The sequence below is a fragment of the Halobacillus karajensis genome (assembly GCF_900108515.1).
GTDB classification, from domain to species: Bacteria; Bacillota; Bacilli; order Bacillales; family Halobacillaceae; genus Halobacillus; species Halobacillus karajensis.
In genome coordinates this window covers 239,331-264,178 of sequence record NZ_FNWW01000006.1, presented here as the reverse complement: position 1 = coordinate 264,178, position 24,848 = coordinate 239,331, and the positions used below count along the sequence as shown (strand labels likewise).

Below are 24,848 nucleotides of genomic sequence, written 5' to 3'. Positions count from 1 at the left end.
TTTCTATTAGACTAGCTATCTCGCTAGTGTACGAATGAAAAGTCAGCAAACTTTTAAACGTAAAAGGGGAACACATCCCCCTCCCCTTTATTAGGCGCTCCATAATTTTTGAAAGACACGCGCCTGTATCTCCGCATGTCGTTTTACTGTCACTAAACTGACAAGTATATAAGCACATAGACTTAAGACCACAGGAAGCACAACCGTGTGCATACCGAAAGCTTCAGGCATAAAACTGTGGAATAGAATATAGCTGATAACCCCCGTCACAATGGAAGCCATGGCACCACTGGCGTTTCCCTTCTTCCAATACAGCCCCATAATGACAGGCCATATAAAGGCCGCTTCTAAACCTCCGAAAGCAAATAAATTTAACCATATTAACAGCTCCGGGGGCTGGATAGCCATAACAAATACAAGCAGACCAATTACAGCAGTTACCCCGATACTCAACTGCTTCACCGTCCGGTCATTGGCTTCAGGTTTTACATAATTCAAATACACATCTTTAACAATAGCTGAGCTGACCAAAAGCAACAGCGAATCAACGGTCGACATGATTGCAGCCATTGGAGCAGCCAAGACGATACCTGCGAGCCATGCCGGCAGTACTTCCATGGCAATCCGTGGCATAACCGTATCTCCCACTTCGATTCCAGGTAGTATCGGTCGTGCAAACACGCCCGTCAAATGCATGCCAAGCATGATAACCCCGACCACCGCGGTCCCAATAATGAGCGCCCGATGCATCCCGCGTGAACTTTTATAACTCATAGCCCGGACAGCCACTTGAGGAAGACCAACCACGCCGACGCCGACAAGTATCCAGAATGAAGAAACATACAAAGGCGTCAGCGAGCGGTCAGCCCCATACGGTGAGATGAAGTCTGGATTTTCAGCAGCCAAATCAGAAATAATGTTTCCTACCCCGCCTCCTGCAATAATCGTACCGATGAGGATGATCATCGTCCCCAAAAACATGACGACTCCCTGCACCGTATCTGTAATCGCTACCGCCCGAAAACCCCCGATGATGACATAGATAAGGACCGACACAGCAAAAATGAACAGAGCAGCCGTGTAAGATAACCCAGTCAGAGATTGAATTAAACGTGCTCCCCCGACCCATTGGGCAGCCATGGCAGAAAACAGAAAAATAATGATGCTTGCCGAAGACAATATAACTACCCACTTACTTCGGTAACGCTCTTTCAAGAAGTCAACGAGGGTGACAGCACGAATTTTCCTTGCCATAATAGCAAACTTCTTCCCAAGCACAGACAGGACGAAATATCCCGTTGCGAGCTGGGTCATCGATAGAAGCACCCAGCCCAGCCCTACTGTGTAAGCAACTCCCGGTCCCCCGACAAAGCTGCTTGCACTTCCGTAAGTGGCGACCATCGTCATTGCAAGAATGAATCCACCAAGCTGGCGGCTCCCCAGAAAGTATTCTTGCAGAAAGTCTGCGGTTGTTTTTAAGAACTTTGATGCATAAAATCCGATAAAAAAAATGACAATTAAAAATAAGAACAATGGGATAATCACTTCCCCATTCATCTTGCTTCCTCCTCTTCGTCCTCAAGTGGAACTTCTTTAAATAAGAAGACAACAGCAAGAACAACAAGGATGAAAATCACCACAGTTACGACAATACAACTATAGAAAAACCAGGCTGGGAGACCGAAGACATACTCATATTCTTCTACAGGTCCAGAACCGAGCCCGTAAGCAAATCCATACCACAAAATAAAGTTGATCACGACAAGGCCAACACCTATGATTGCCTCCCTGTTCGCAATTTTATATCGAGGATCTTCCCCCCGATTTTTTTTACGATTCATCCATGTTCCCCCCTTACAAAACCACTCATATCCTATTTATCTTTTAAACTCCCTTTCTCAGCTTACCGAAAAAATAAACTTCTGTCTTCTCCCATTTTCTAGATCGAAGTGCTACTCCATCCCTTACGTGCATAAGGTATGTATGGGCTTCGATCGACAACATTCACCTTGCGATTTTTTGTTCATCATGTAAAATGGATATATTCATAGAAAAAGGGAGTGCTTTGAATGAAAAGACACTTAGCCTTTGGAATCGTTTTACTTTTTCTCTTGTTTTCGTTGCCTGTTTCATACGGCGACCATCACAGCGGCTATTTCAAAGGTGACGTTCAGGAAAGCACTCTAATTGAATACTCGCCCTCTACAGATGACTACTCCGATAAAACAGCAATCATTAGTGCTTTCGCTGGCTTTATTCTATTAATTAGCATCGTTATCCAAGAAACGAGTAAATCCGGGCGTCCTTTTCGTAAGTTATTTTTCCTGAACCCTGTCTTTTATCAATCGAATTATGTGATCCAAAACCTTTGATGTTGCAGAATCAGCCAACAATCAAAGGAGGTTACACCAATGATATGGTTCAGAATGATTATGATTGCCATGTTTTCTGTGACAGCATTATCACTGCTGTCTTACCAAGGAACTGAGATCTACCATGCTTTCCTTGAGTTTTTCAATAAAGAATAACTCTGACCCATACGCTTTTATAGAGCGTATGGGTTTTCTTATCTCCTGGCCTCTACTCCTCTTCATATCGCTGTAATTCATCGACGGTAACAAAGGAATAGCCCTTTTCAGTCAGTGATTTCAATATACCCTCGACGGTTGCTAACGCCTTCTTTCTCTCTCCATACATGGGATGAAGTAAAATGATCGATCCTTTTTTCACATTCTCATTCACATAGGTCACCTTATCCTCAACTGTGGAATAAAACGTATCTGGTTCCAAGTTCCACGTGATCGTGTCCATATTCTTCTGTTTTAAGTAATAAGGCAAACCGAACAGTTTCTTTCCATAAGGCGGGCGGAAATCTATTTTCCCTTCATATCCTGACTCCCTGATTAACTCATTCGTACGATTCAATTCTTTTTTATAAAAAGCGTACGACTTAAAAACCATCTTTTCATGGGAATACGTATGGTTGCCGACTTGATGTCCAGCCTCTACAATCTCCTGCGCCTTCTCCATGTTATCTTCCATATCCTTTCCTATTAGAAAGAATGTCGATTTGGCTTCATATTGTTGTAATAATCCAAGTAGATCGCCCACATGCTCCGTCGGCCCATCATCAAACGTCAGGGCAACGACTTTTTCATTAGTTTCTACCTGATCTGTAAGATGTCCAAATACCTGGAAACTTCTCGCATTCATCCATTGATAGACTCCATAGACCAGAGCAAGCATAAGTAGAAAAATAAATCCTGTAATCCAAAGCTTCTTTTTCAATAAAAATCTCTCCTTCATTATATTCAATCATAAGGAAAGCCAGGGGTACTGACAAGGACAAAATTCAGCAAATGGGCCCGATCTGACAAGCTCAAAAGGACCTTCCCGTTGACCTATGAGCTCGAAAGGATTCGTTGAAGCTGGTCTTAGACAAACATGAACGCCCTAAAAAGCGCACGAGTTATATTCCCTCCACTATAAGTCTTCTGTAAAAAAATTGAATGGTTGAGTACGTTGAGAAACATCACCGTCCATATAAATTCAATGGCACGACGAGAGTCATTCTCTTTTATTTTCTGCCCTACACCATTCTCATCCTTTCTATCCCAGGAATTCGAAATTTTATGTAAAAATAAGGTTTGAAAAGGATGGGATGGGGGATATAGATAGGGAATGAATCGACTTGGATGATCCCCACCATAGAAATTCGTTAACTATAATCCTTTCATAGACAGCAAAAAACCTCCCTCAATAAGGAAGGTTTCGATTTTACAACGTTCATTTTATTTCTCCAAAAAGTTCTGTCACCCATAAACGTCTCGGGAAGATAAAAAAAGGCCAATAATCTTTCCAGCTTGCCTCCTCAACATCAGAGGATTGTTCTGTAGATTCTTCTTTCTTTACTTCTTTTAGTTTTATAGATTTAATTTCCGTATCATCATCATAAGAGATAACCATTCGTCCATTATTTTCGATGTTCTTTTCTACCTTTTCTCCTATTAAATGAGTATATGGAACCTTTTCTGGCAGCTCATATTCTTTCTCTAAGTCGTGAAATTCTTCTTCAGGCTTGAACATGGATGTTTCATAATGTTTAAATCCATAATCAAGCAGTTTTTTCGTATCTTCGTAGGATCGATCTTTAGAAGAACTGTTCATCGTTATGACAATAAGGCCTGTATCGCCACGTACAGCGCTGGTAGCCAGGGTAAAACCCGACTGTGGGACAAATCCTGTTTTGCCACCAATTACTCCTTCATAAGGATCTTCCCTCATTAAAAGATGGTGTGTGTAAAGGGTGGCATCCCATTTTTGCCCATCCCATTCCAAAACTTCCATTCCATAGATTTGTTGGAACGTCTCATTGCCCTGGGCATATTGAGTGATTTTAGCCATATCCTCAGCTGTCGTCCTATGTTCTGGATCAAACAACCCATGAGGATTTTGAAAATGGGTGTTTTTCACCCCTACCTCTTCTTTTAAATACGTATTTAAATCATCAGAGAACTGTTCCACACTGCCACTCAAATGCTCAGCAATAGCAACACCCGCATCATTAGCTGAATTTAACAACAGCCCTTCAACCAGCTGTCGCAATGTAGCTTCGTCGCCTTCTTCAAGAAAGACACTCGATCCTCCCGTTTCATAAGCACGTTTGCTGACGGTAACTGTCTCATCAAGGTCTCCATGTTCTATTGCATAAATAGCCGTAGCGATCTTTGTTAAACTAGCAGGATACATTTGTACATCTTTGTTTTTTGAATAGAGGACTTGGCCCGTATGGGCTTCAAGAACCACCGCTGCTTCACTATGAATGGATGGAGGTTCAGGTTCTGTCACTGCCTCTGTTCGTGTTGGACTGATTATCTGAATAAACAACAATGCTGTAATGAGTAGAGTGATTTTCTTCAATTCGATGACTCCTTGTATATAAGATAAAATGGTAGAATTAACAAGAACATTCATCTGTTCACTTTTTTCCATCTACCAGTATATACACAATTGTCGAAATTTGTAGAAAAACCAAGAATTTTTAAATGAAATGTAATGTTTTTGTAACGTATTTGGATAATTCAAGTAGAATTTCCATACTCAAATGCACTGATTCACCTGCACAAGGATAAGCAAGGAATGATCAGGACATTGTTCCAACATTCATTGACTTTTTAATATTCTAGACAAAAATAAAAATCCAGCTTTATGCCGGATTTTATCTCCCCTTGTTCCCCCTTATTTAGATAGGAATAACAGGAACTTGTATTTCGCACAAATGCTCATCCTTATGTTTAGACACATAATGATCAATGATCACACGTTCGATGGCTGCTCCTGCCTGTTGATACCCTTGGTCTTCTATGTAATTCATAAGCCTCTCATAATATTCGGGTGTTTCTATTCGAGCTTCATTGCAATATAAACAGGCATAAGTCATGGCTGGAAGGACATTCGAATATGGACTATCTCTCTTTTCCTCGTCCATCAGAAAGATTGATTCATACGCTTTATAACGTTTGGAGTGTATAGCCTTCTTTGGAAGTGTCACCCCAACTCCACCAATAAATATCGAGGCTTTTCGATCTGTCAAATTTTCCAGCTTTCTCAATGCCAGCTCCAATTCGGCATAAGAATGGATCGGTTCCTTCAACTCTAGCACATGCCGCTCAGGCAGGAATTGCAATACAGGCTCCGTGCTATCTTTCTTCTTTCGTGCCCACTTCAATTCTTCCATTCGATTTTTTGCCCGTTGTCTTACCTTTTCTAATTCTTTTATTTGTTGAATGGCAGACTCTTCTTGTTTTTTTAACAAACGATAAAAAAGGTCAACATCTCTTTCCTCAAATACACTTTTAATCTCTTTTAAAGGGGTTCCTAATTCACGTAGATAGTGAATGATGTTCAAATGCTCGAACTGTTCTGTCGAATAATAACGGTATCCTGTCCGCTCATCTACTTCATAAGGTTTAAATAAATCAATCTCATCATAATACCTTAATGTTTTTACGGGAATTTTGTGAAGCTTAGATATTTCCCCGATAGTAAAACGTCCGTGCATAATGATTCTCTCCTTCTCACAATCTTACAAATGGAAAAGAAGCAAAGGATTACTCTCCTCTGCCTCTTCCTACTTATTTCATACTTGATTCTATTTCATCCACCATTCCCTGCACTGATTGCAGACCGCCGCCTGATAAGTACCAGTAGTTTGGATCAAGGTAAACAATTTGCCCTTCTTCGTAGGCTGTCGTTTGTTTAACTAAATCATTTTCGATGGTTTGTTTCGCCGCAGGTTCATCATTTACTACCGCATCCCTGTCAATAACAAATAAATATTCCGGGTTTTGTTCAAGGATGTATTCAAATGAAACGTTCTGTCCATGTGTGGCTACATCAATCGTTTTATCTACAGCCTGGACCCCAAATGTATCGTGAAGAATGCCAAAACGAGACCCCTCTCCATAGGCGCTCACTTTTCCACCATTGGAAAGCACAATCAATCCTTCCGCTTCCGCCGTTTTCTCTTTTAGTGACTCGACATGATTTTCAATAGTAGAGAGTTTCTCTTGGGCTTCCTCTTCTTTGTCAAAGATCTCTGCAAGCATATTCACATTTCCTTCAAAGGACTCCATATAATTCTCTGCATCTAATTCCACATATATAGTCGGCGCGATTTCTGCAAACTCTTCATACAAATCCATCTGACGGCCGGAGATGATAATCAAGTCTGGTGCGACTTCATAAATTTCCTCAAAATCCGGTTCTTTCAGGCCGCCGACATGAGCGTAATCGTCTCCGTTATAATCTGAAAGGTAGCTGGGAAGAGAATCTTTCGGTACTCCTGCCACTTCGACTCCTAATTCATCTAATGTATCCAATGTGCCAAAGTCGAAAACGACAACTTTTTCCGGATTTTTCTCTACGGTTGTTTCTCCGAGTTTATGATCGATGGTTACTTTCTCTTTTTCCTCTTTCTCTTCACTCGTCCCTTCTGCTTCACCTTCATTTCCACATGCAGCTAACAACAATAAAAGTCCTGCCATAATCATCCAAGTGATTTTTTTCATTTTCCATCCACCTCTTTTATGCGAAATAAACGCAGATTTTATTTTGATTAATGTGTTGAACAGGGATGTCCATGTCGTAGACATCACTCAAGCATTCCCGGCAGATCATTTCATCCACTGGTCCCTGCTTTCGAACCCGTCCATCTTTTAGAGCGACAATATAATCCGAATAACAGGATGCGAAATTAATATCATGAATGACAACAATCACCGTTTTACCTAGTTCATCAACTAACCGTCTCAAAACTTTCATAATTTGAACGGAATGTTTCATATCCAGGTTGTTGAGTGGTTCATCAAGTAAAATATACTCGGTATCCTGGGCGATGACCATCGCAATAAATGCTCGTTGCTTCTGGCCACCGCTTAACTGATCCAGAAAGCTGTCCTGAATTTCCTCAAGTTCCATATAAGCGATGGCTTCATCTACTTTTTCCCAGTCTTTTTTCTTCAGACGCCCCTTTGAATAAGGAAAGCGGCCAAATGAAACGAGTTCCCTCACCGTAAGCCTTACCGTTAAATGATTAGACTGTCTTAAAATCGCGAGTTTCTTCGAAAGTTTTGGGGAATCCCAATCTTTCACTTCCTGTCCATCTAACCGGATCGTCCCTCCATCATTAGAGAGCAGCCTGCTCATCATGGAAAGGACTGTACTCTTACCGGCCCCATTTGGACCGATCAACGATGTGATCTGTCCTTTAGGGATATCGATGGTCACATCGTCGACCACTTTTTTATTTTCGTAACGTTTACTGACGGAAAATAACTTCATGATAATCGATTCTCCTTTAGTAAAAGATGAATGAAATATAGACCCCCGGCAAAATTGATGATGACACTAATGGTAGTGGAGAACGTAAAGACCCGCTCGACCATCCACTGTCCTCCAACCAGTGCGATAATAGCAATAAGAGAAGAGCCGATCATCAATAACGAGTGGCGGTAAGTCGGCAGAAAATGATAAGCAATGTTAACGACGAGAAGTCCGAGAAATGTGATCGGTCCGACAAGCGCCGTGGCTACTGCAATAAAAATAGTCACCATAATCAATAGGCGTTTAACAACTGCCTCATAAGGAACTCCTAGATTAACGGCATGAGAGCGCCCTAAAGAAAGGACATCCAAATACTTCATATCTCTCATCATGCAGAGGAATGTAACCACCAATACCCCGATGCTGATATATAGAAGTTCGGTATTCACATTGTTGAAGCTTGCAAACATTTTGTCCTGAACCACCTGGAACTCATTCGGATCGATCAGCACTTGCATAAAGGACGAGAGACTTTCAAATAACGTCCCAAGAATGATACCGACTAGTAACAGCAGGTAAATGGGCTGTCCCTCTTTTTTGAATAAAAATCGATAGAGAATCAACGCAAAACCAACCATGAATACAAGCGAGAGTCCGAAATTTACATATTTGTTCATAAGTGTAAGATGGGTGGACCCGAATATGAAAATAATGAACGTCTGTAACAGTAAATATAAGGAGTCCAAACCAATCATACTCGGGGTCAATATCCGGTTATTGGTGATCGTCTGGAAGATCAGTGTCGCCAGAGCAATGGCTGTCCCTGTTACGATGATGGCCAAAACCTTCATCGTTCTTCTCGGAAGGACGTACGCAGCATTTCTTAAATCTGTGAAAAGAAACAAAGCGACAAGTACGATTGCAAGTAGGAATAATATGGTTATCTTAGTTCGATGCCGCATACGCTTTTCTCCTCAACAACAAATAAATAAACAAGCCGCTTCCAATAACGCCAACAGTTAATCCAATCGGAATCTCATAAGGGTAAATGATGACACGGCCAAGAATGTCACAAAATAGAACAAATAACGCTCCGAGCAGCGCCGTATGCCCCAGACTATTCCTTAAGTTATCCCCACGGTAGATAGAAACAATATTAGGAACAATTAATCCCAGAAACGGAATTGCCCCGACAGTTAAAACCACAACAGCCGTCATTAAAGCGACAATGAACAAACCAATGTAAACGACCTGTTTATGATTCAGTCCCAGGTTTTTCGAAAAATCCTCCCCCATCCCGGCAATGGTAAACCGATGGGCAAATACGTAGGCAAGAACAACAAGCGGAACACTTATGTATAAAAGCTCGTAATCCCCCTTCAGAATCATCGAAAAGTCACCCTGAAGCCATGAAGACATGCTTTGAATAAGATCATAACGGTAAGCCAAAAATGTGGTTATCGAACTTATCACATTTCCAAGCATGATCCCAATTAGTGGAATAAATATAGCGTCCTTCAACTTGATCTTATCCAAGATCTGCATAAAAATCATTGTTCCGCCTAATGCAAAAAGAAATGAAATGCCTGTTTGGACAAGAGGACTTGCAGATGAAAAGAAAATCAGTGAAATCACAATCCCCAGCCTTGCCGAATCAATCGTCCCCGCTGTAGTTGGAGACACAAACTTGTTCCGACTGAGCTGCTGCATAATCAGACCACCAATGGCCATACTCATTCCAGCAATAAGAATACTTATAAGACGTGGAATACGACTAACCCAAAAAACATGCCACTGTTGCTCATCCCACATGTGTACATGAAATAGGGATAATTCAGAAACCCCAATAAAAAGGGAAAAAACAGACAATAAACAGACTACTACTACTAAATACCTTCGCTTCATAAACAGACTCTTCCTAACCACCATCAATTGATATTGATTCTCATTATCTATTACAAATTATACTATAAACGCTCCAGTTAGTGGAAGGTCAATATATATTTTCAGAAAATATCCAGCTGTTTCAAAATAATTGGGACGAGAATAGGGCCTATATCTTACAAAAGGAGGACGCTAAATGTCACACTATATCGAGATCGATCATGAACGCCACATTTGAAGATATTGGACCACAGGAAGGACAGCTTCATGGAATTGTTCTCCGAGGCTTCGGAAAATCTGATAAACCCGTGTTCGAGTATGACCCCGCTCCCCACGCCCATGCCGTTAGGACGGTTCCTTCAATTGAAAAACTTCTATGTAATAGGCTTCTCAATGGGTGCTCCAATTGAGGCAACAAAATATGCGAATAAGTAACTGTATCCACTTATTTTGGCCGGACCAGCGGCACCGAGCTTCACACAAAGAAATGGCTATCCCCATGGCATGAAAAAAGAAGAACTTAATGGTCTGATTGAACAACTTCAACACGATCGTCTTGCGTCCTGATAGACTTCGGGGAAGGGCTCTATCACACAGACGTCTCTGCCCCTTCAAGGAGTGGTTCCACGGATTGGGACTTGAAGCTTTCGCCCATGCAACCATTGCCTGTGCCAAGGCGCTCCGCGATGAGGATTTGCGCAGAGAAGTGAGTGACATCAGAGTTCCCACCCTTGTTCTCCATGGGAAACATGATGAAATTTACGACGTCTCTTTTTTTGAAATCCTGAACGAAAAAACCCCTCAAAACACCCTTATTTCATTTGAGAATAGCGGTCATGGGCTGGTTTAATAAGATGAAAAAGAGAAGGTTAACGAAGCAATGTTGGATTTATTGAAAAGGTAAAACTCTACCGTCTAAGAGGATTTCAGGTTTTAAGCAGCCAACTCTGCGTTTCATGTCTCCTCTTTCAAACCGGTTCTCATTATAAAAATTTCAACCGATATAAAAAAGGAGAACCGCTTGTGAAAGTGGTTCTCCTTGGTATCTCATCTCTGTGTACCAAAAAAAGCAAGGAAGAAAGTTCACACTCTCTTCCCTGCCCATCATCTTAAGCGATGACCACTTTTTTCGGATTTGCTAGCTTCTGAATCAACGGCAATCGGGAAATATCCATATTCCCTCCACTTAACACCACACCGCACTGCTGCTGCTCAAACGTGTTACAGGTGCTCAAAAGACCAGCGAGTGCTGTCGCTCCGGCTCCTTCCACAAGGGTTTTTTCACGTTCCAGCAACATGAGCATGGCTTCAGCGATTTCATGTTCTTCCACCGTGATTACCTGATCCACATATTTCTGGATGCACGTATAGGTCAGTCTCCCTCTCTCCTTCACAGCAATCCCGTCAGCAATCGTCGAGACAGAGGTCAGTTTTTCAGGCCCTTTTTTATACAAAGCATTGTACATAGACGGGGCTTTGGCAGATTGAACGCCGATCACTTTGATATCCGGCTTCAATTGTTTGGCAGCAAACGAGATACCGGCAATCAAACCACCGCCCCCTATAGGAACGAAGAGACGTTCCAGATCCGGCTGTTGCTGCAGCATTTCCACTGCAACCGTTGCCTGCCCTGCCATGACCTCATAATCATCGAATGGATGAAGAAAGGTGGCCCCACTACGATCCTGTTCAAGCACGGCTGCTTGATAGGCTTCTTGAAAAGACTCGCCCGTCAGGACGACCCTAGCCCCATAACCTTGTGTTGCTTCCACTTTTGCCCGCGGAGTCCCTTCCGGCATGAAGATCTGCGCCTGAATTGCTCGTTTCGCTGCCGCCAAGGCTACACCCTGGGCATGGTTTCCAGCAGATGCTGCAATAACTCCTCGGGATGCTTCTTCATTCGTTAGACAAGCGACTTTATAGGAGGCTCCCCGCACTTTGAAAGCACCTGTTTTTTGTTGGTTCTCCATCTTGAGATATACATGCTGTCCAGTCTTTTTATTGAAGGTAGTTGATGTTTGCAGTGGCGTGCGGTGCACCACCTCTTGCAATTGTTCCTGCGCATCCATGACTTTAGCTAGCGTTAAGAAATCCCCAATGTCTTCACTCCTTTGTTTTGTTTTTCATACTGGTCGATTTTGTCTTCGTGCGTCAACGTGACGGCAATTTCATCCCAGCCATTCAACAACATTTCCTTATGGTACGGTTGAATTTCGAAGGACACTTCAAAATCTCCGTCATCAATGGTTTGCTTCTCTAAATCGACCTTGAGCTCATACTTTTCTCTCTCCGCCTTTTCCATCAGCTGTTCGATCACCGGCTTCGGCAACTGGATCGGTAAAATTCCGTTTTTAAAGCAGTTGTTGTAAAAAATGTCGGCGAAACTCGGGGCTGCAACAACCTTAAAACCGAAGTCCTGGACCGCCCATGGCGCGTGTTCCCGTGAGGAACCACACCCGAAGTTTTCACCGCCGACAAGAATGGAAGCCCCATCATACTTCGGATCATTTAATGAGAAATCATCCCTTTGTGACCCATCATCCTTAAATCGCCAATTATAAAAAAGGAACTGGCCAAATCCTTGCCGCTCAATCCTTTTCAAAAATTGTTTCGGAATGATTTGGTCTGTATCAACATTTGTACGATCCAGTGGATAAACCAGACCCCGGTGCTGTTTAATTGGTTCCATTCTCTCAACCTCCTACAGTACTGGCATATTTTCTGACATCGACAAAGTGGCCTTCCAATGCAGCAGCTGCTGCCATTTCCGGACTGACGAGATGGGTACGGGCTCCGTTACCTTGGCGCCCCTCGAAATTCCGATTGGAAGTAGAAGCACATCGTTCCCCCGGTGGAACGATATCATCATTCATGGCCAGACACATGCTGCATCCGGCCTCGCGCCATTCAAAACCTGCCGACAGAAAAATCGTATCCAGACCTTCAGCTTCCGCCGCATCTTTCACTGTTTTGGAACCCGGTACGACAAGAGCTCTCACTCCTTCGTGGACCCGTCTACCACGTACAATTTCAGCCGCCTTTCGCAGATCACTCAACCTTGAGTTTGTACATGAGCCAATAAAAACATGCTCCACAGGGATGGACTCTATGCTCTGGTTTGGCTCTAGCCCCATATAATCAATGGCACGTTCGATTCCGTCACGGTCTTCTTGAACAAACGTTGGATCCGGTACTTGACCGCCGATAGGTACACATTGGGAAGGATTCGTTCCCCAAGTGACTTGCGGTTCAATTTCATCAGCGTGAATGGACAATGTCTGGTCATAAACGGCTCCTTCATCAGACGCGAGGGACAACCATTGTTCAGCCACTTCCTCAAAGACCTCTCCTTCAGGTACGTAACGTTTCCCACGCAAGTAATCGACCGTGGTGGCATCCGGGCTGATCAATCCTGCCCGGGCCCCTGCTTCAATGGACATGTTACAAACGGTCATCCGTTCCTCCATGGAAAGATTACGAACGGCTTCTCCTGTATATTCAATTACATAACCTGTACCGAATCGGACTCCGTATTTCCCAATGATCGCAAGAATCAAGTCTTTTGCTGTCACTCCGGTCCCTAGCACTCCATCAACCTTCACTTGCAACGTCTTCGGGCGGGATTGCCACAAGGACTGCGTTGCAAGAACATGTTCTACCTCACTAGTTCCGATACCAAATGCAAGTGCTCCGAAAGCACCGTGAGTGGAGGTATGACTGTCTCCACAGACGATCGTTTTCCCAGGTTGTGTCAATCCAAGCTCTGGACCGATGACATGGACAATTCCTTGATCCGGGTGATGGATATCCGCAAGTCTGATACCAAACTCATCACAATTTGTCTTCAATGTTTCCATTTGCTTTTTGGAAACTTCATCTTTAATCACATTGCGGTGAATCGTCGGGACGTTATGGTCCATTGTTGCAAATGTCCGGTCAGGACGTCTTACTTTCCTGCCGGCCATCCGCAACCCTTCGAACGCCTGGGGAGAGGTTACCTCATGAATCAGATGCAAGTCGATATAGAGGAGGTTCGGCTTCCCTTCTTCTTCGTGGACGACATGCTGATCCCAAATTTTTTCTACAATAGTTTTTGGCTGACTCATTCCGTTCCGCTCCCTTCTTTCCTTGTTATACGTAGCAACGCATAATGTTTTCTGTGGTATCACTAGTACTAATTTGATCTACTACTCTTCTTGCTAAGTCACTTCCATTGACAACCGTGCCTCGAACAAGATCAATATCTGCTGTATGATACCCTTCATCTAATACTTCCTGCACAGCCGCTTCTACTTGTTCCGCTTCTTCTTCCATTCCAAATGAATGTTTCAACATCATCGCGACTGATAGAATACTAGCCAAAGGATTGGCTTTATCCTGACCAGCAATATCCGGAGCTGAGCCATGAACGGGCTCATATAGACCCACACCTGATTCATTCAGACTTGCGGATGGAAGCATTCCAAGTGATCCAGTCAACACGGAAGCTTCATCACTTAATATATCGCCGAACATATTTTCAGTCACGATAACATCAAAGTAAGCCGGATTTGTAACGAGTTTCATTGCTGCTGCATCGACAAGCATATGCTCTACCCTTACGTCTGGGTACTGGTGTTTCTTTTCTTCCACCACTTCACGCCACATCCGGCTCGATTCCAGAACGTTCGCTTTGTCGACAGAAGTCACATGCTTCCTTCTTACTTGAGCACTTTGGAAGGCTCGATCAACAATTCTTTCCATCTCCCTTCTATCATAAGCCAGGGTATCCACGACTGATTTTCCGTTATTCCGACGTTCACGAGGTTCACCGAAGTATAGACCTCCGGTCAATTCACGAACAATGAGCAGATCACTGGCCGCCACAACCTCCTGTTTCAAAGGTGAAGCATGGAGCAACTGTTGAAAAGCTTTGACAGGACGGAGGTTCGCAAACAAGCCAAGCTGCTTGCGAATACCGAGCAGTCCTTTTTCGGGTCTCATGTGGCCAGGAAGTTCATCCCATTTCGGCCCGCCAACGGCTCCTAAAAAGATGGCGTCTGCCTTTTTGGCTGCTTTCACGGTATCTTCTGGAAGTGGCGTTTCATGATTGTCGATCGCAACTCCTCCGATATCATGACTCTCAAAAGTAAAGCTATGCTGGTAACGTTCAGCAACAGCCTGCAAAACACTTTTTGCTGCTTTCGTTACTTCTGGACCGATCCCGTCTCCTGGCAAAAGTACGATATGTTTCTCCATGTGCATCCCCCTTTTTGTTATACTTGCACTTTTTGGTAAGCCTCTTGAGTCCTTCGATAAAGCGTACGGTTAACAGCATTCAAGAAGGCATGAGCAGAAGCTTCCAGTACATCCTGTGCAGAGCCGCGGCCCGATGCTTTAACTCCATCAACGGTCAATTGCACATGAACTTCTGCAAGAGCGTCACGGCCTTTGCCGATCGAACTTAATTGATAATCCTGCAAATGGACATCTGCTTCGATCAAATCATCAAGCGTATTATAAATGGCCTCTACGCTTCCTTCTCCAGTGTTCGCTTTTTCGACCTCTTCTCCGTCTGGACGTGTCAAAAGAATGGTAGCTGTCGGACGATTGATGCTTCCATATTGGACTTGGAAAGCTTTCAACTCGTATTTAGCCTGGTCTTGGTTTTCCGTCTGTGTATCTGTCAAAATAGCGAAAAGATCGTCATCTGTTACTTCCTTCTTCTTCCCTGTCAATGCTTTGAACGAGTCAAAAGCCTCTTTCAACCTCTCTTCATTAAGAAAAAATCCAAGCTCTTCTGATTTTTGTTTAAAGGCATGTCGTCCGGAGTGTTTTCCTAACACCATTCGATTGGAATCGATGCCAACCATCTCTGGGGTAATAATCTCATAAGTGGTTGACTCTTTCAGAATACCGTCTTGGTGAATTCCTGATTCATGAGCGAAGGCGTTTCGTCCGACGACCGCTTTGTTCCCAGGCACTTGCATTCCCGTTAGTCGGCTGACAAGATCACTTGTGCGCTTAATTTCCTTCAAGACAAGTCCTGTTTCATACTCAAAACGGTCTTTACGGATTTCCAAAGCTACAGCAATTTCTTCTAGCGCTGCATTTCCCGCACGTTCTCCAATTCCATTAATGGTCCCTTCAATTTGACCGGCTCCATTTTCAATCGCTGCAAGCGAGTTTGAGACGGCCATTCCAAGGTCATCATGGTTATGAGTCGACAGAATCGCCTGATCGATATTTGGAACATTCTCTCTTACATATCTGAAAAGACGTCCGATTTCATCCGGTGTTGTGAAACCGACTGTATCAGGCAGGTTGATAACACTTGCCCCAGCGTCAATCACTTTTTCAATAATGTGAACGAGAAATTCTTGATCGGAACGCAAGGCATCTTCTGCTGAAAACTGGACATGCGGAAATTTTTCTTTAGCATAAGCGACCATTTCAACCGCTTTTTCAACAACTTCATCTGGGCTCTTTTTCAACTTATGTGTCATGTGGATCGGGGAAGTGGCAATAAATATATGCAGCCTCGGCTCCGCTCCGCCTTTCAAAGCCTCCCAGGCAATGTCAATGTCACGCTTGTTCGCTCTCGCTAATCCTGTTACAGAACAACCTCTTACGGTATCAGCGATCTCTTTGACCGCGTCAAAATCGGCTTGAGAGGAAGCGGGAAATCCCGCCTCCATGATATCTACACCTAAACGCTCCAGCTGCTTCGCAATTTCCACTTTTTCCAAGCGATTCAAATTGACGCCAGCGGATTGTTCTCCGTCTCTAAGGGTTGTATCAAAAACATTAACGTGAGCCATGGGTGACCACATCCTTTTCTTTGGATTGGGACTGCTTAACGAACGGCATCAGTTCACGGAGCTCTCTACCCACCTTTTCAATTTGATGATTGTTTTCACGAGCATTGATCGCATTAAATTCTGGACGATTCACCTGATTTTCTAGAATCCAGCCTTTTGCAAACTTTCCTGTCTGAATATCAGTCAGAACATCTTTCATACGTGCTTTCGTGCTCTCATCGATCACTCGTGGTCCTGACACGAAATCTCCCCATTGAGCCGTGTCAGAAATGGAGTAACGCATACCTTCCAGTCCGCCTTCATACATCAAATCAACGATCAGCTTCAGTTCATGCATACACTCAAAATAGGCCACTTCAGGCTGATAACCTGCTTCTGTTAATGTTTCGAATCCTGCTTTGACAAGACTTGAAAGACCGCCGCAAAGAACCGCTTGTTCTCCGAATAGGTCGGTTTCTGTTTCCTCTTGGAATGATGTTTCAAGGACACCTGCTCGACCGCCACCGATTCCTTTCGCGTAAGCCAGCGCAATTTCTTTTGCTTCCCCTGTTACATCCTGCTCGACTCCGATCAGCGCTGGTACACCTGCTCCTTCTTCAAAGGTACGGCGGACAAGATGTCCAGGGCCTTTTGGAGCAACTAGGAAGACATCAACGTCAGATGGAGGGACCACCTGATTAAAGTGAACATTAAACCCGTGAGCAAATGCTAGTGATGCACCAGATTTCAAGTTTGGTTTGATGGAATCTTCATAGACTTTCGGCTGGTGCTCATCCGGTAGAAGAACCATAACTACGTCCGATTCAGCAACGGCTTCTGCAACTGTTTTCACTTCCAGTCCATCCTGCTCGGCTTTATCCCAAGACTTCCCTTTGCGAAGACCGACAACAACGTTATGTCCGCTTTCCTTTAAGTTTTGGGCGTGAGCATGACCTTGAGAACCATAACCTACAACAGCCACCTTCTTATCTTTTAGAACCTCACCTTGAATATCATTGTGATAGTATACATGTGCCATTTTTACATCCATCCTTTCAAAAAGTTATTTTAATAGAGAATAAGACTTGAATTCTGCCACTTGCGGTTGATGACCACGAGTGAACGCAGTCAGCCCTGTTCTGGCGAGTTCCTTAATCCCATATGGCCTTAGAAGATCGATGAGTGCATCGACTTTGTCTGACTTACCAGTGACCTGTACCGTGACGCTTTCTTTACTTACATCAATGATCGATGCCCGAAACGGTTCAATAATACCTTGGATTTCGCTTCGGATTTGCGGGTTACTAATGACCTTAACCATCGCAAGCTCACGCGCCACAATCGCCTTATCCGTAATATCTGATACTTTCAAAACTTCAATCTGTTTGTTCAACTGTTTTGTCAGTTGTTCGAGCTTACGATCGTCTTCCACTTCCACAACGAACGTCATTTTAGAAACTCCTTCTGTTTCTGTTCGACCAACTGAAATGCTTTCAATATTAAATTGACGTTTAGCTAAGAGCCCTGTAACTCTGTTCAGCACACCACTTCTATTATGAACGGTAGCTGTGACGATTCGCCTCATCGTTTCACCCCAATCATTTCATGTAGTCCTTTACCTGGAGCAATCATCGGATAGACGTTTTCTTTCTGGAGAACACGGCAGTCAATAACCGCCGGTTGATCATCGGCCAGAACTTCAGGTAACACTTCTAAAAGTTCTTCCTGGGTTTCCATCTTGTAACCTGCAATTTGATAGCTTTCTGCAAGCTTTACAAAATCCGGCTGTACATCAATAATCGATTCCGAGTATCGTTCACTGTAAAACGTTTCCTGCCACTGCCTTACCATGCCAAGCGCCTGGTTATTGACAATTAATACTTTGACCGGAAGTTTTCGTTCCTGTAGCACCGACAACTCCTGCATCGTCATCTGAAATCCACCATCTCCAACAACTGCGACACAAGTAGAATCCATGTCGGCTAACTGTGCTCCGATTGCGGCCGGGAATCCATAACCCATAGTGCCAAGTCCACCCGATGTTACCCAACGGTTTGGGCGGTCGAAATGATAGTATTGCGCGGCCCACATTTGATGCTGCCCGACATCTGTAGTTACCACTGCTTTCCCATCGGTATATTCATAGACTTTCTGCATCAGCCACTGAGGAACGATGGCTTCTTCCGGCAAGTCATGCCACAGAGGGTAATCCACTTTATTTTGACTGATGGCTTCCATCCATCCTTTATGATCCAGGCCTTTCACAGGCTTCTCATTCAAAGAAACAAGTGCCGCTCTTGCATCTGATACAATCGGAATTTGAGTTGGAATATTCTTCCCAATTTCAGCAGGATCTATATCGATATGAGCGATTGTTGCATTGGGGGCAAAATGTTTCAGGTTCCCTGTCAACCGGTCGTCAAATCTTGATCCGATATTGATAAGCAAGTCACATTCGTAAAGCGCTGTATTGGCTGAATAAGTGCCATGCATGCCGGCCATGCCAAGCGATAAATCGCAGCTGCCAGGGTAACTGCCCAGACCAAGCAGTGTAGTTGTTACTGGAAGCTGATAGTTTTGAACGAATGTTTTTAATTCCTCTGATGCTCCGGCATGAATAACCCCGGACCCGGAGAGAACGACTGGCTTCTTCGCTTCCACAAGTGCGTCATGGAGTTTGTTGATTTGCAGCGGATTGGGTTTTACGGTCGGTTGATATCCTGGCAAGTGAAACTCACTATCGACTTGCTTCTCATGGACGGTTGAACTAATATCTTTTGGTATATCAACGACTACCGGTCCCGGTCTCCCTGTTGTTGCGATATGGAAAGCTTCATTGACGATTCGCGGCAAATCTTCAATTTCCTGGACTTGATAATTATGTTTGGTAATCGGTGTCGTGATCCCCATGATGTCTGATTCCTGAAAGGCATCTGTTCCAATAACCCCTTTGGCCACCTGCCCTGTAAAGATGACAAGTGGAATCGAATCCATCATGGCATCTGCAATTCCTGTGACTAAGTTGGTAGCCCCCGGACCTGATGTACCGATGACGACTCCTGCTTTTCCAGAAACTCGGGCATATCCTTCCGCCGCATGAATCGCTCCTTGTTCATGTCTAGGAAGAATATGGTCAAAACTTCCTTCCGCTCGGTAAATAGCATCATAAATCGGTAAAACTGCTCCTCCTGGATACCCGAATAACGTTTCGACACCTTGAGCGATCATAGCCTCGACGAGCAAATCAGCTCCTGTTTTCGCAGCGGTCTGCTGTTCCGCACTTGCCTGTGCCTTCATTTTTTCATCCCTCCTGTATGAAAATATCTTTGTTAAGCGGCCGTGCCGCTGAAAAACCTTTCGCCTTTCGAACAAAAAAGAGACCTTCTTCCTCCTCATATTCCATACACACAGCAGTGTTGTAAGAATGTGAGGGGTGAAAAGGTCTCTCTTTACTTCCACGGTACCACCCTCATTCGTGAAGCTATTTAAGCTTCACCTCATGGAGTCTAATCAACTCCTTTTGATAACAGGTGCGGTGAAACACCTGGTCCCGCCTACTAGATTCACGTTCAGCGCGGACACTCAAGGATGATGTCAGAATAAGATGTATTTCCGGGCTTCCAGCAACCCCGGCTCTCTGGGAATACAAGAACTTATTCCTTTATTCCTATCATCGTGTTCAAATGATTCAATTTTTAATGGCCTCAACTAAAAGCTCTGCTCTACATGCTCTATTTCAACTTACATGCGCTTGGTCTTTGCTGTACACTTTGTATCCGTCAGTGGTTGTTACTTTTCTGAACTCTGAAAGCAAATGATTAGTGACGACTCCAGGTTTTCCATCGCCAATTTTACGTTGATCCACTTCTACAACTGCGATAACTTCTGCTGCTGTTCCTGTTAGAAAAACTTCGTCTGCTACATACACATCATGTCTCGTAAATGGTTGTTCCTTTAATTTGTACCCTTTTTCCTCTGCTAAATCGATGATGGCATTTCGAGTAATACCTTCAAGGGCTCCTAAATAGGTCGGTGGTGTGAAGATCGTTCCATTCTTTACGATAAAGATATTATCAGCGGACCCTTCTGTCACGTACCCTTGGTCGTTCAACATAAGTGCTTCATCAACACCTGCCTGATTGGCTTCCATTTTCACGAGAATGTTATTCAGATAGTTCAAGGATTTCACTTGTGGCGGTAACACATCCGGCCTATTTCTTCGGCTTGAAACCGATGCAAGCCGGACCCCGCGTTCATATAATTCTTTCGGAAACAAAGCGAGTGCTTCAGCAATGACAACCAAACGAGGATTTGCACAGCTGGTTGGGTCAAGACCCAAATTACCTTTGCCTCTGGAAACAACGACACGAATGTAGGCGGTCTCCAACTGGTTGCGGCGGACGGTTTCCGCAATAATCTCTTCAAGGTCCTCCTTGTTATATGGGATATCGAGCATGATTGACTTCGCTGAATCGTAAAGGCGTTTCAGATGTTCATCAAGCTTGAAAATGTTGCCTTCATAAACGCGAATTCCTTCGAACACCCCATCTCCATATAAGAAACCATGATCATAAACGGAAATAACGGCCTCTTCTTTTTTCACATATTCGCCGCTCATATAAATCCATTGGCTGCTCATTCTCAGCACTCCTTTCTTTTATAGTTTAATGTTTAAAATCAATAAAGAATGATAAAGAAAATGTGGACCCTTTTGGTAAGGAGTGTTCTTACATTTTCAGGGTCCAATCTCAGGTCTTTCGCACGAACCAACCAAACGATTGAATGTGATCGATGTGGTTGATTGAGGACTACTTTAAACCCATTTCACAGGAAGGTCAACAGGTTTTCAGCAAATTTTCTGAAGACTCGAAACATTCAATTTTATAGTGAAGCGCTTACACCCTTGTGTGGCTTGACTTCTTGTTCGTTTTTCTCTTTTATTTTTTTCTTTTTTATCTCCGTGGAGTAAATAATTACAGAGAAAGCGGAAGAATTTACTGGAGGGCGGATGACCATTCATTCATGATTGATTACGGTGTTAGGAAGCCAAAATATGTAAGATTGATTGGTTTTACAGAGGAATAGACATCTTAAAACATCCGGGGGACAGTTGGGAATTTAATGGAGACATAAGGACGTTTATAAAGAGATTTTGCCTAACTAGTCATCCGCCCTTCCTTTACAACTCGTCATCACATAATGTGTCGTATAGGTTAAAAAAGGTGGTGGAAAATATGAGCTGGTATGGTGGCTGTGGATACGGCGGCGGAAGCGGATACGGAAGCTCTTTCGTATTGATCGTTGTATTGTTCATCCTTTTGATTATCGTAGGAGCTTCTTTTTATAACTAATAGAGCTGAATGTGTGAACTTTCTTTACCCGTTCCAAGTGGGTTTACACACAAACAGAACAGACAGTTCAAGATGATCTTTTCGCTGTGCTGTATAGATGTGCAAAAAAAGAACCAGAGGTATTCACCACCTTCTGGTTCATTGTTCGTTATCTTTAAATATTAGAAAAGGGATGACATAATTTTCCTTGTGCAGGAATGGGTGTAATGGAGGCAAGGCATTTTCCATTAGACACTCTACCTGTAGGATGTCTCCCTCTTTTCATGCCAGAGCGTACCTATGCTCTGGTTTTTTTATCTATCCTTTATTACCTTCCTATCATGTATATCCTTCTTTTATGGGGCTGACATTCATTCTTCGATAAATGCCGGTCTCCCCATCCTTAAGAAAGCCGAACAAGTCTCTGACTTTCATTCAACCCTCCATGCACATTCTTTTTTATACTCCAAGTTGATGGTAATCTGCTGCAACTCTGGTAAAGTCATTTCGATCGTTCTCTTACCAAAGGCATCCTCTGTGTAACCTAATTCCCTTAACTGATCTATCAAAACGTACCTGTCTTGATAAGAATTTTCGGGGGGATAAACAGATATGATCATTCAATCAACTCCTGAACAAAGATTGTAATACTATGTTCTTTCTACATCTTTACCCCTAATCCCTTTTTTGAATCGATCTTTCTTTTTTTTAGCAGCCTCGGGTTTCTTAATAGATGACTGAACGATCTTTCGGTTTGGAACAGATGATAAGTTAATAAGGAGCCCTGCGGATATGAATGTTACTACTAAGGATGATCCTCCATAACTAACAAAAGGTAACGTGATTCCGGTAATCGGAAGCAAGCCCGATACCGCGCCTAAATTGAAAACCGCCTGGATCAACAATTGAAATGTCAACCCCAGGGCTAAGAGCTTCCCAAAAACCGTTTGGGTCTGATGTGCAATCTTCACGCCTTTAAGCATAATGTAAAGGTATGTACCAATAACAATAGCAACACCAATGATTCCTAATTCTTCGATAATGACAGCCATAATAAAATCAGTGTGAGCTTCAGGCAAATATCCAAGCTTCTGAGTACCGCTTCCTAGACCATTCCCATTCAACCCACCAGAGGCGATTGCCATATAACCGTGGAGGAGTTGAAACCCATCTCCGGTAGGGTCATCGAATGGATTTAAATAGGATGTCAGCCGCTTCACTCGATAAGGAGAGGATAGAGCAAAGCTTGCCATTCCTATCCCTGCTATACTTACAAGCATAAATAAATGTCTTTTTCTAACACCTGCTGCAAGCACAATCACTCCGCATGATAACAGGATTAATGACGCTGAACCCAAATCCGGTTGCTGGAGTATAAGCAGAAACACAGCACCTAAAATAATCAACGGAGGAAAAACGCCTTCTTTGAACTTGTCTATGTAGCTTTGTTTCTTTGCGTAGATAAAGGCGAAGTAGATCAACATAAACAACTTTATCATTTCAGTTGGTTGGAATAGCATCCCCCCCACAGCTAACCATCGTTGGGAATGATTCCGTTCCACTCCGATTCCAGGAACCAATACTAGAAGGAGAAGGATAAAAGAAATCAGCACAAGAAAGGGACTCCATCTTTTCAGCCAGCGAATGGGAATCAAAGCGGCTGCAACAAATAAAACACCGCCAGTCAAAAACCAAGTCTTTTGTTTTCGATAGAAGTATTCATGATTTTCATACATTCTCGAACCTAAAGAATAACTCGAACTATACACCATGATAAGCCCGAATATAGCAAACATTAGGAGGACGACTATGAAAGACATATCCATAGACCTTACCTTTTTCATCATCAAAAATTCGCCCCCTTTATCTCATGGGCTTTTGCCCAAACCAATACGCCTTTGAGTGACGATGTACACTAAAAACTAAACCAAGAGCCATCATATTGGTCAACAAGGCACTCCCCCCATAGCTGATAAAAGGTAACGCCAGACCTGTAATAGGCATGAGGCCAATCGTCATTCCAATATTCTGGAAGACTTGAAAAGCAATCAACCCAATGGTACCTACACAAATATAAACACCAAACAAGTCATTCGCTCGAAAAGCAATTGTCATAATTCGATAAATCAATAAGAAATACAAACAAATTAATAAGCTTGCCCCCATAAATCCTAACTCTTCCCCTATGACAGCGAAAATGAAATCCGTGTGGGCTTCAGGAACCCGGCCGCTTTGTACCTGGTCTCCCCCTGTTATCCCTTTTCCTACTAACTGCCCCGAGCCAATACCTAATATGGATTGTTTCAATTGGTATCCGTAACCTGAGGCAAATTGTTGAGGGTTCAGCCAGCCATAAATACGCCCAAGTTGGTGAGGTTTAAAAATAGAGGTAAACGTGTCGTAAGCATGCACATACATCCATACGAGTCCTACGAATACTGAAGTCCCTATTGTCAGTAACAAAGAAATCATTTTAGTAGAGATGTTGGAAACAAAAAGAACAATTCCTCCAGCAGCCAAGATCATTAAAGAAGAGCCTAAATCCGGCTGTAAGAGAACAAGCGCTGCTGGGACCAATATATATAAGAGGCCTTTGAGCGTTGGTAAAACACTTCGACCAAAGGGGAGCTTCTCTTGTCCCATTTTTTGAAATAAATGGGCTAAACACAAAATTAATGTGATCTTCATAAACTCCGACGGTTGAAGATCAAACACTCCTAAACTAATCCATCTTTGGGATCCATTTTTCGTTATTCCAATGAACGGTACAAGGAAAAGAAGCGAAAGACTTGCTAGATAGAGAGGGAAAGCCCACCTTGTCAATAATTCATAGTCAAAGTAAGCCAAACCTAACATCAACGCTGCACCAATCGCGTACCAAATCAATTGTCGAATCACAAAATAAAAAGGCTGTTCTTGAACATATTGTCCAGATCCACTGTATACCGATAGAAGGCTGAAGGATAATAATCCCAAGAGGACCACCAGGAGTGTAGAGTCTAACGATAAATCTTTCTGCTTCATCATGTCG

The 24,848-nt window shown here is 43.3% G+C and carries 24 protein-coding genes; 3 read left to right on the top strand and 21 right to left on the bottom strand.

All coding sequences use genetic code 11. The features are described 5' to 3' along the window. Window positions 1–90: 90 nt before the first annotated feature. Both panF and BLW54_RS14280 read right to left on the bottom strand, forming a co-directional pair. Window positions 91–1,557 carry a sodium/pantothenate symporter gene (panF, locus tag BLW54_RS14285; protein WP_074735280.1) on the bottom strand — a complete coding sequence of 489 codons (1,467 nt, stop codon included), beginning with the start codon at window positions 1,555–1,557 and terminating at the stop codon, window positions 91–93. Then, window positions 1,554–1,841 carry a YhdT family protein gene (locus BLW54_RS14280; RefSeq protein WP_035510305.1) on the bottom strand — a complete coding sequence of 96 codons (288 nt, stop codon included), beginning with the start codon at window positions 1,839–1,841 and terminating at the stop codon, window positions 1,554–1,556. The genes panF and BLW54_RS14280 overlap by 4 nt, the downstream gene beginning before the upstream one ends. A 228-nt stretch (window positions 1,842–2,069) precedes the next feature. Between BLW54_RS14280 and BLW54_RS14275 the strand changes: the two genes are divergently transcribed. Next, window positions 2,070–2,372 (top strand): hypothetical protein, encoded by a 303-nt coding sequence (locus BLW54_RS14275; RefSeq protein ID WP_074735278.1) that lies wholly within the window; start codon window positions 2,070–2,072, stop codon window positions 2,370–2,372. 208 nt (window positions 2,373–2,580) lie between these two features. Here the strand turns inward: BLW54_RS14275 and BLW54_RS14270 are convergent, their stop codons facing one another. The 7 genes from BLW54_RS14270 to BLW54_RS14240 all read right to left on the bottom strand — a co-directional run bounded on the left by BLW54_RS14270 (window position 2,581) and on the right by BLW54_RS14240 (window position 9,729). After that, window positions 2,581–3,288, bottom strand: coding sequence for a polysaccharide deacetylase family protein (locus tag BLW54_RS14270; RefSeq protein WP_074735276.1), 708 nt, complete (start codon window positions 3,286–3,288; stop codon window positions 2,581–2,583). A gap of 498 nt (window positions 3,289–3,786) precedes the next feature. After that, window positions 3,787–4,920 carry a D-alanyl-D-alanine carboxypeptidase family protein gene (locus BLW54_RS14265; RefSeq protein ID WP_244153520.1) on the bottom strand — a complete coding sequence of 378 codons (1,134 nt, stop codon included), beginning with the start codon at window positions 4,918–4,920 and terminating at the stop codon, window positions 3,787–3,789. A gap of 322 nt (window positions 4,921–5,242) precedes the next feature. Further along, entirely contained in the window at window positions 5,243–6,061 is an 819-nt protein-coding gene (locus BLW54_RS14260; protein WP_074735272.1) for a MerR family transcriptional regulator, read from the bottom strand. A 73-nt stretch (window positions 6,062–6,134) separates the two neighbouring features. After that, on the bottom strand, window positions 6,135–7,070 hold the full coding sequence (locus BLW54_RS14255) for a siderophore ABC transporter substrate-binding protein (RefSeq protein WP_074735269.1): 936 nt from the start codon (window positions 7,068–7,070) through the stop codon (window positions 6,135–6,137). A 16-nt stretch (window positions 7,071–7,086) separates the two neighbouring features. Next, on the bottom strand, window positions 7,087–7,845 hold the full coding sequence (locus tag BLW54_RS14250) for an iron ABC transporter ATP-binding protein (RefSeq protein WP_035510296.1): 759 nt from the start codon (window positions 7,843–7,845) through the stop codon (window positions 7,087–7,089). Further along, complete coding sequence (locus BLW54_RS14245) at window positions 7,839–8,786, bottom strand: iron chelate uptake ABC transporter family permease subunit (RefSeq protein WP_074735267.1); 948 nt, start codon at window positions 8,784–8,786, stop codon at window positions 7,839–7,841. Before BLW54_RS14245 ends, BLW54_RS14250 begins: the two co-directional genes overlap by 7 nt. After that, a complete protein-coding gene (locus BLW54_RS14240; protein ID WP_035510293.1) occupies window positions 8,770–9,729 on the bottom strand; it encodes an ABC transporter permease in 960 nt (319 codons plus the stop codon). Before BLW54_RS14240 ends, BLW54_RS14245 begins: the two co-directional genes overlap by 17 nt. A gap of 610 nt (window positions 9,730–10,339) precedes the next feature. On the opposite strand from BLW54_RS14240, the gene BLW54_RS14230 reads away from it, so the two are divergent. Then, entirely contained in the window at window positions 10,340–10,558 is a 219-nt protein-coding gene (locus BLW54_RS14230; protein ID WP_051744219.1) for an alpha/beta fold hydrolase, read from the top strand. A 259-nt stretch (window positions 10,559–10,817) separates the two neighbouring features. Here BLW54_RS14230 and ilvA read toward each other — a convergent pair whose 3' ends face one another. From ilvA to ilvE, 9 genes are all read right to left on the bottom strand, one after another. Continuing rightward, a complete protein-coding gene (gene ilvA, locus BLW54_RS14225; RefSeq protein WP_083391540.1) occupies window positions 10,818–11,777 on the bottom strand; it encodes a threonine ammonia-lyase in 960 nt (319 codons plus the stop codon). 14 nt (window positions 11,778–11,791) lie between these two features. Continuing rightward, complete coding sequence (gene leuD, locus BLW54_RS14220; protein ID WP_074735260.1) at window positions 11,792–12,397, bottom strand: 3-isopropylmalate dehydratase small subunit; 606 nt, start codon at window positions 12,395–12,397, stop codon at window positions 11,792–11,794. Between the two features lie 4 nt (window positions 12,398–12,401). Continuing rightward, window positions 12,402–13,814: a 3-isopropylmalate dehydratase large subunit gene (leuC, locus tag BLW54_RS14215; protein WP_035510289.1), complete on the bottom strand. Its 1,413-nt coding sequence runs from the start codon at window positions 13,812–13,814 to the stop codon at window positions 12,402–12,404. Window positions 13,815–13,839: 25 nt separating this feature from the next. Beyond that, entirely contained in the window at window positions 13,840–14,946 is a 1,107-nt protein-coding gene (gene leuB, locus BLW54_RS14210; protein WP_074735258.1) for a 3-isopropylmalate dehydrogenase, read from the bottom strand. Between the two features lie 17 nt (window positions 14,947–14,963). Then, entirely contained in the window at window positions 14,964–16,508 is a 1,545-nt protein-coding gene (locus BLW54_RS14205; protein WP_074735256.1) for a 2-isopropylmalate synthase, read from the bottom strand. Beyond that, window positions 16,495–17,526 carry a ketol-acid reductoisomerase gene (ilvC, locus tag BLW54_RS14200; RefSeq protein ID WP_035510284.1) on the bottom strand — a complete coding sequence of 344 codons (1,032 nt, stop codon included), beginning with the start codon at window positions 17,524–17,526 and terminating at the stop codon, window positions 16,495–16,497. Before ilvC ends, BLW54_RS14205 begins: the two co-directional genes overlap by 14 nt. A 24-nt stretch (window positions 17,527–17,550) precedes the next feature. Beyond that, window positions 17,551–18,072: an acetolactate synthase small subunit gene (ilvN, locus tag BLW54_RS14195; RefSeq protein WP_035510282.1), complete on the bottom strand. Its 522-nt coding sequence runs from the start codon at window positions 18,070–18,072 to the stop codon at window positions 17,551–17,553. Continuing rightward, the gene (gene ilvB / locus BLW54_RS14190; protein WP_035510279.1) at window positions 18,069–19,784 is read right to left on the bottom strand and encodes a biosynthetic-type acetolactate synthase large subunit; all 1,716 of its coding nucleotides are present in this window, start codon (window positions 19,782–19,784) and stop codon (window positions 18,069–18,071) included. The genes ilvN and ilvB overlap by 4 nt, the downstream gene beginning before the upstream one ends. 439 nt (window positions 19,785–20,223) lie before the next feature. Continuing rightward, window positions 20,224–21,126 carry a branched-chain-amino-acid transaminase gene (gene ilvE, locus BLW54_RS14185; protein WP_035510278.1) on the bottom strand — a complete coding sequence of 301 codons (903 nt, stop codon included), beginning with the start codon at window positions 21,124–21,126 and terminating at the stop codon, window positions 20,224–20,226. A 595-nt stretch (window positions 21,127–21,721) separates the two neighbouring features. Here ilvE and BLW54_RS14180 point away from each other — a divergent pair. Beyond that, a complete protein-coding gene (locus BLW54_RS14180) occupies window positions 21,722–21,838 on the top strand; it encodes a YjcZ family sporulation protein (RefSeq protein ID WP_074735254.1) in 117 nt (38 codons plus the stop codon). A gap of 410 nt (window positions 21,839–22,248) precedes the next feature. Here the strand turns inward: BLW54_RS14180 and BLW54_RS14175 are convergent, their stop codons facing one another. Genes BLW54_RS14175 through rodA form a run of 3 tightly spaced genes read right to left on the bottom strand, consistent with a single transcriptional unit; the run spans window position 22,249 to window position 24,841 of the window. Next, window positions 22,249–22,437, bottom strand: coding sequence for a hypothetical protein (locus BLW54_RS14175; protein ID WP_035510275.1), 189 nt, complete (start codon window positions 22,435–22,437; stop codon window positions 22,249–22,251). A 30-nt stretch (window positions 22,438–22,467) separates the two neighbouring features. Further along, complete coding sequence (gene ftsW / locus BLW54_RS14170) at window positions 22,468–23,664, bottom strand: putative lipid II flippase FtsW (protein WP_074735252.1); 1,197 nt, start codon at window positions 23,662–23,664, stop codon at window positions 22,468–22,470. A gap of 16 nt (window positions 23,665–23,680) precedes the next feature. Continuing rightward, entirely contained in the window at window positions 23,681–24,841 is a 1,161-nt protein-coding gene (gene rodA / locus BLW54_RS14165) for a rod shape-determining protein RodA (protein ID WP_035510273.1), read from the bottom strand. Window positions 24,842–24,848 lie beyond the last annotated feature (7 nt).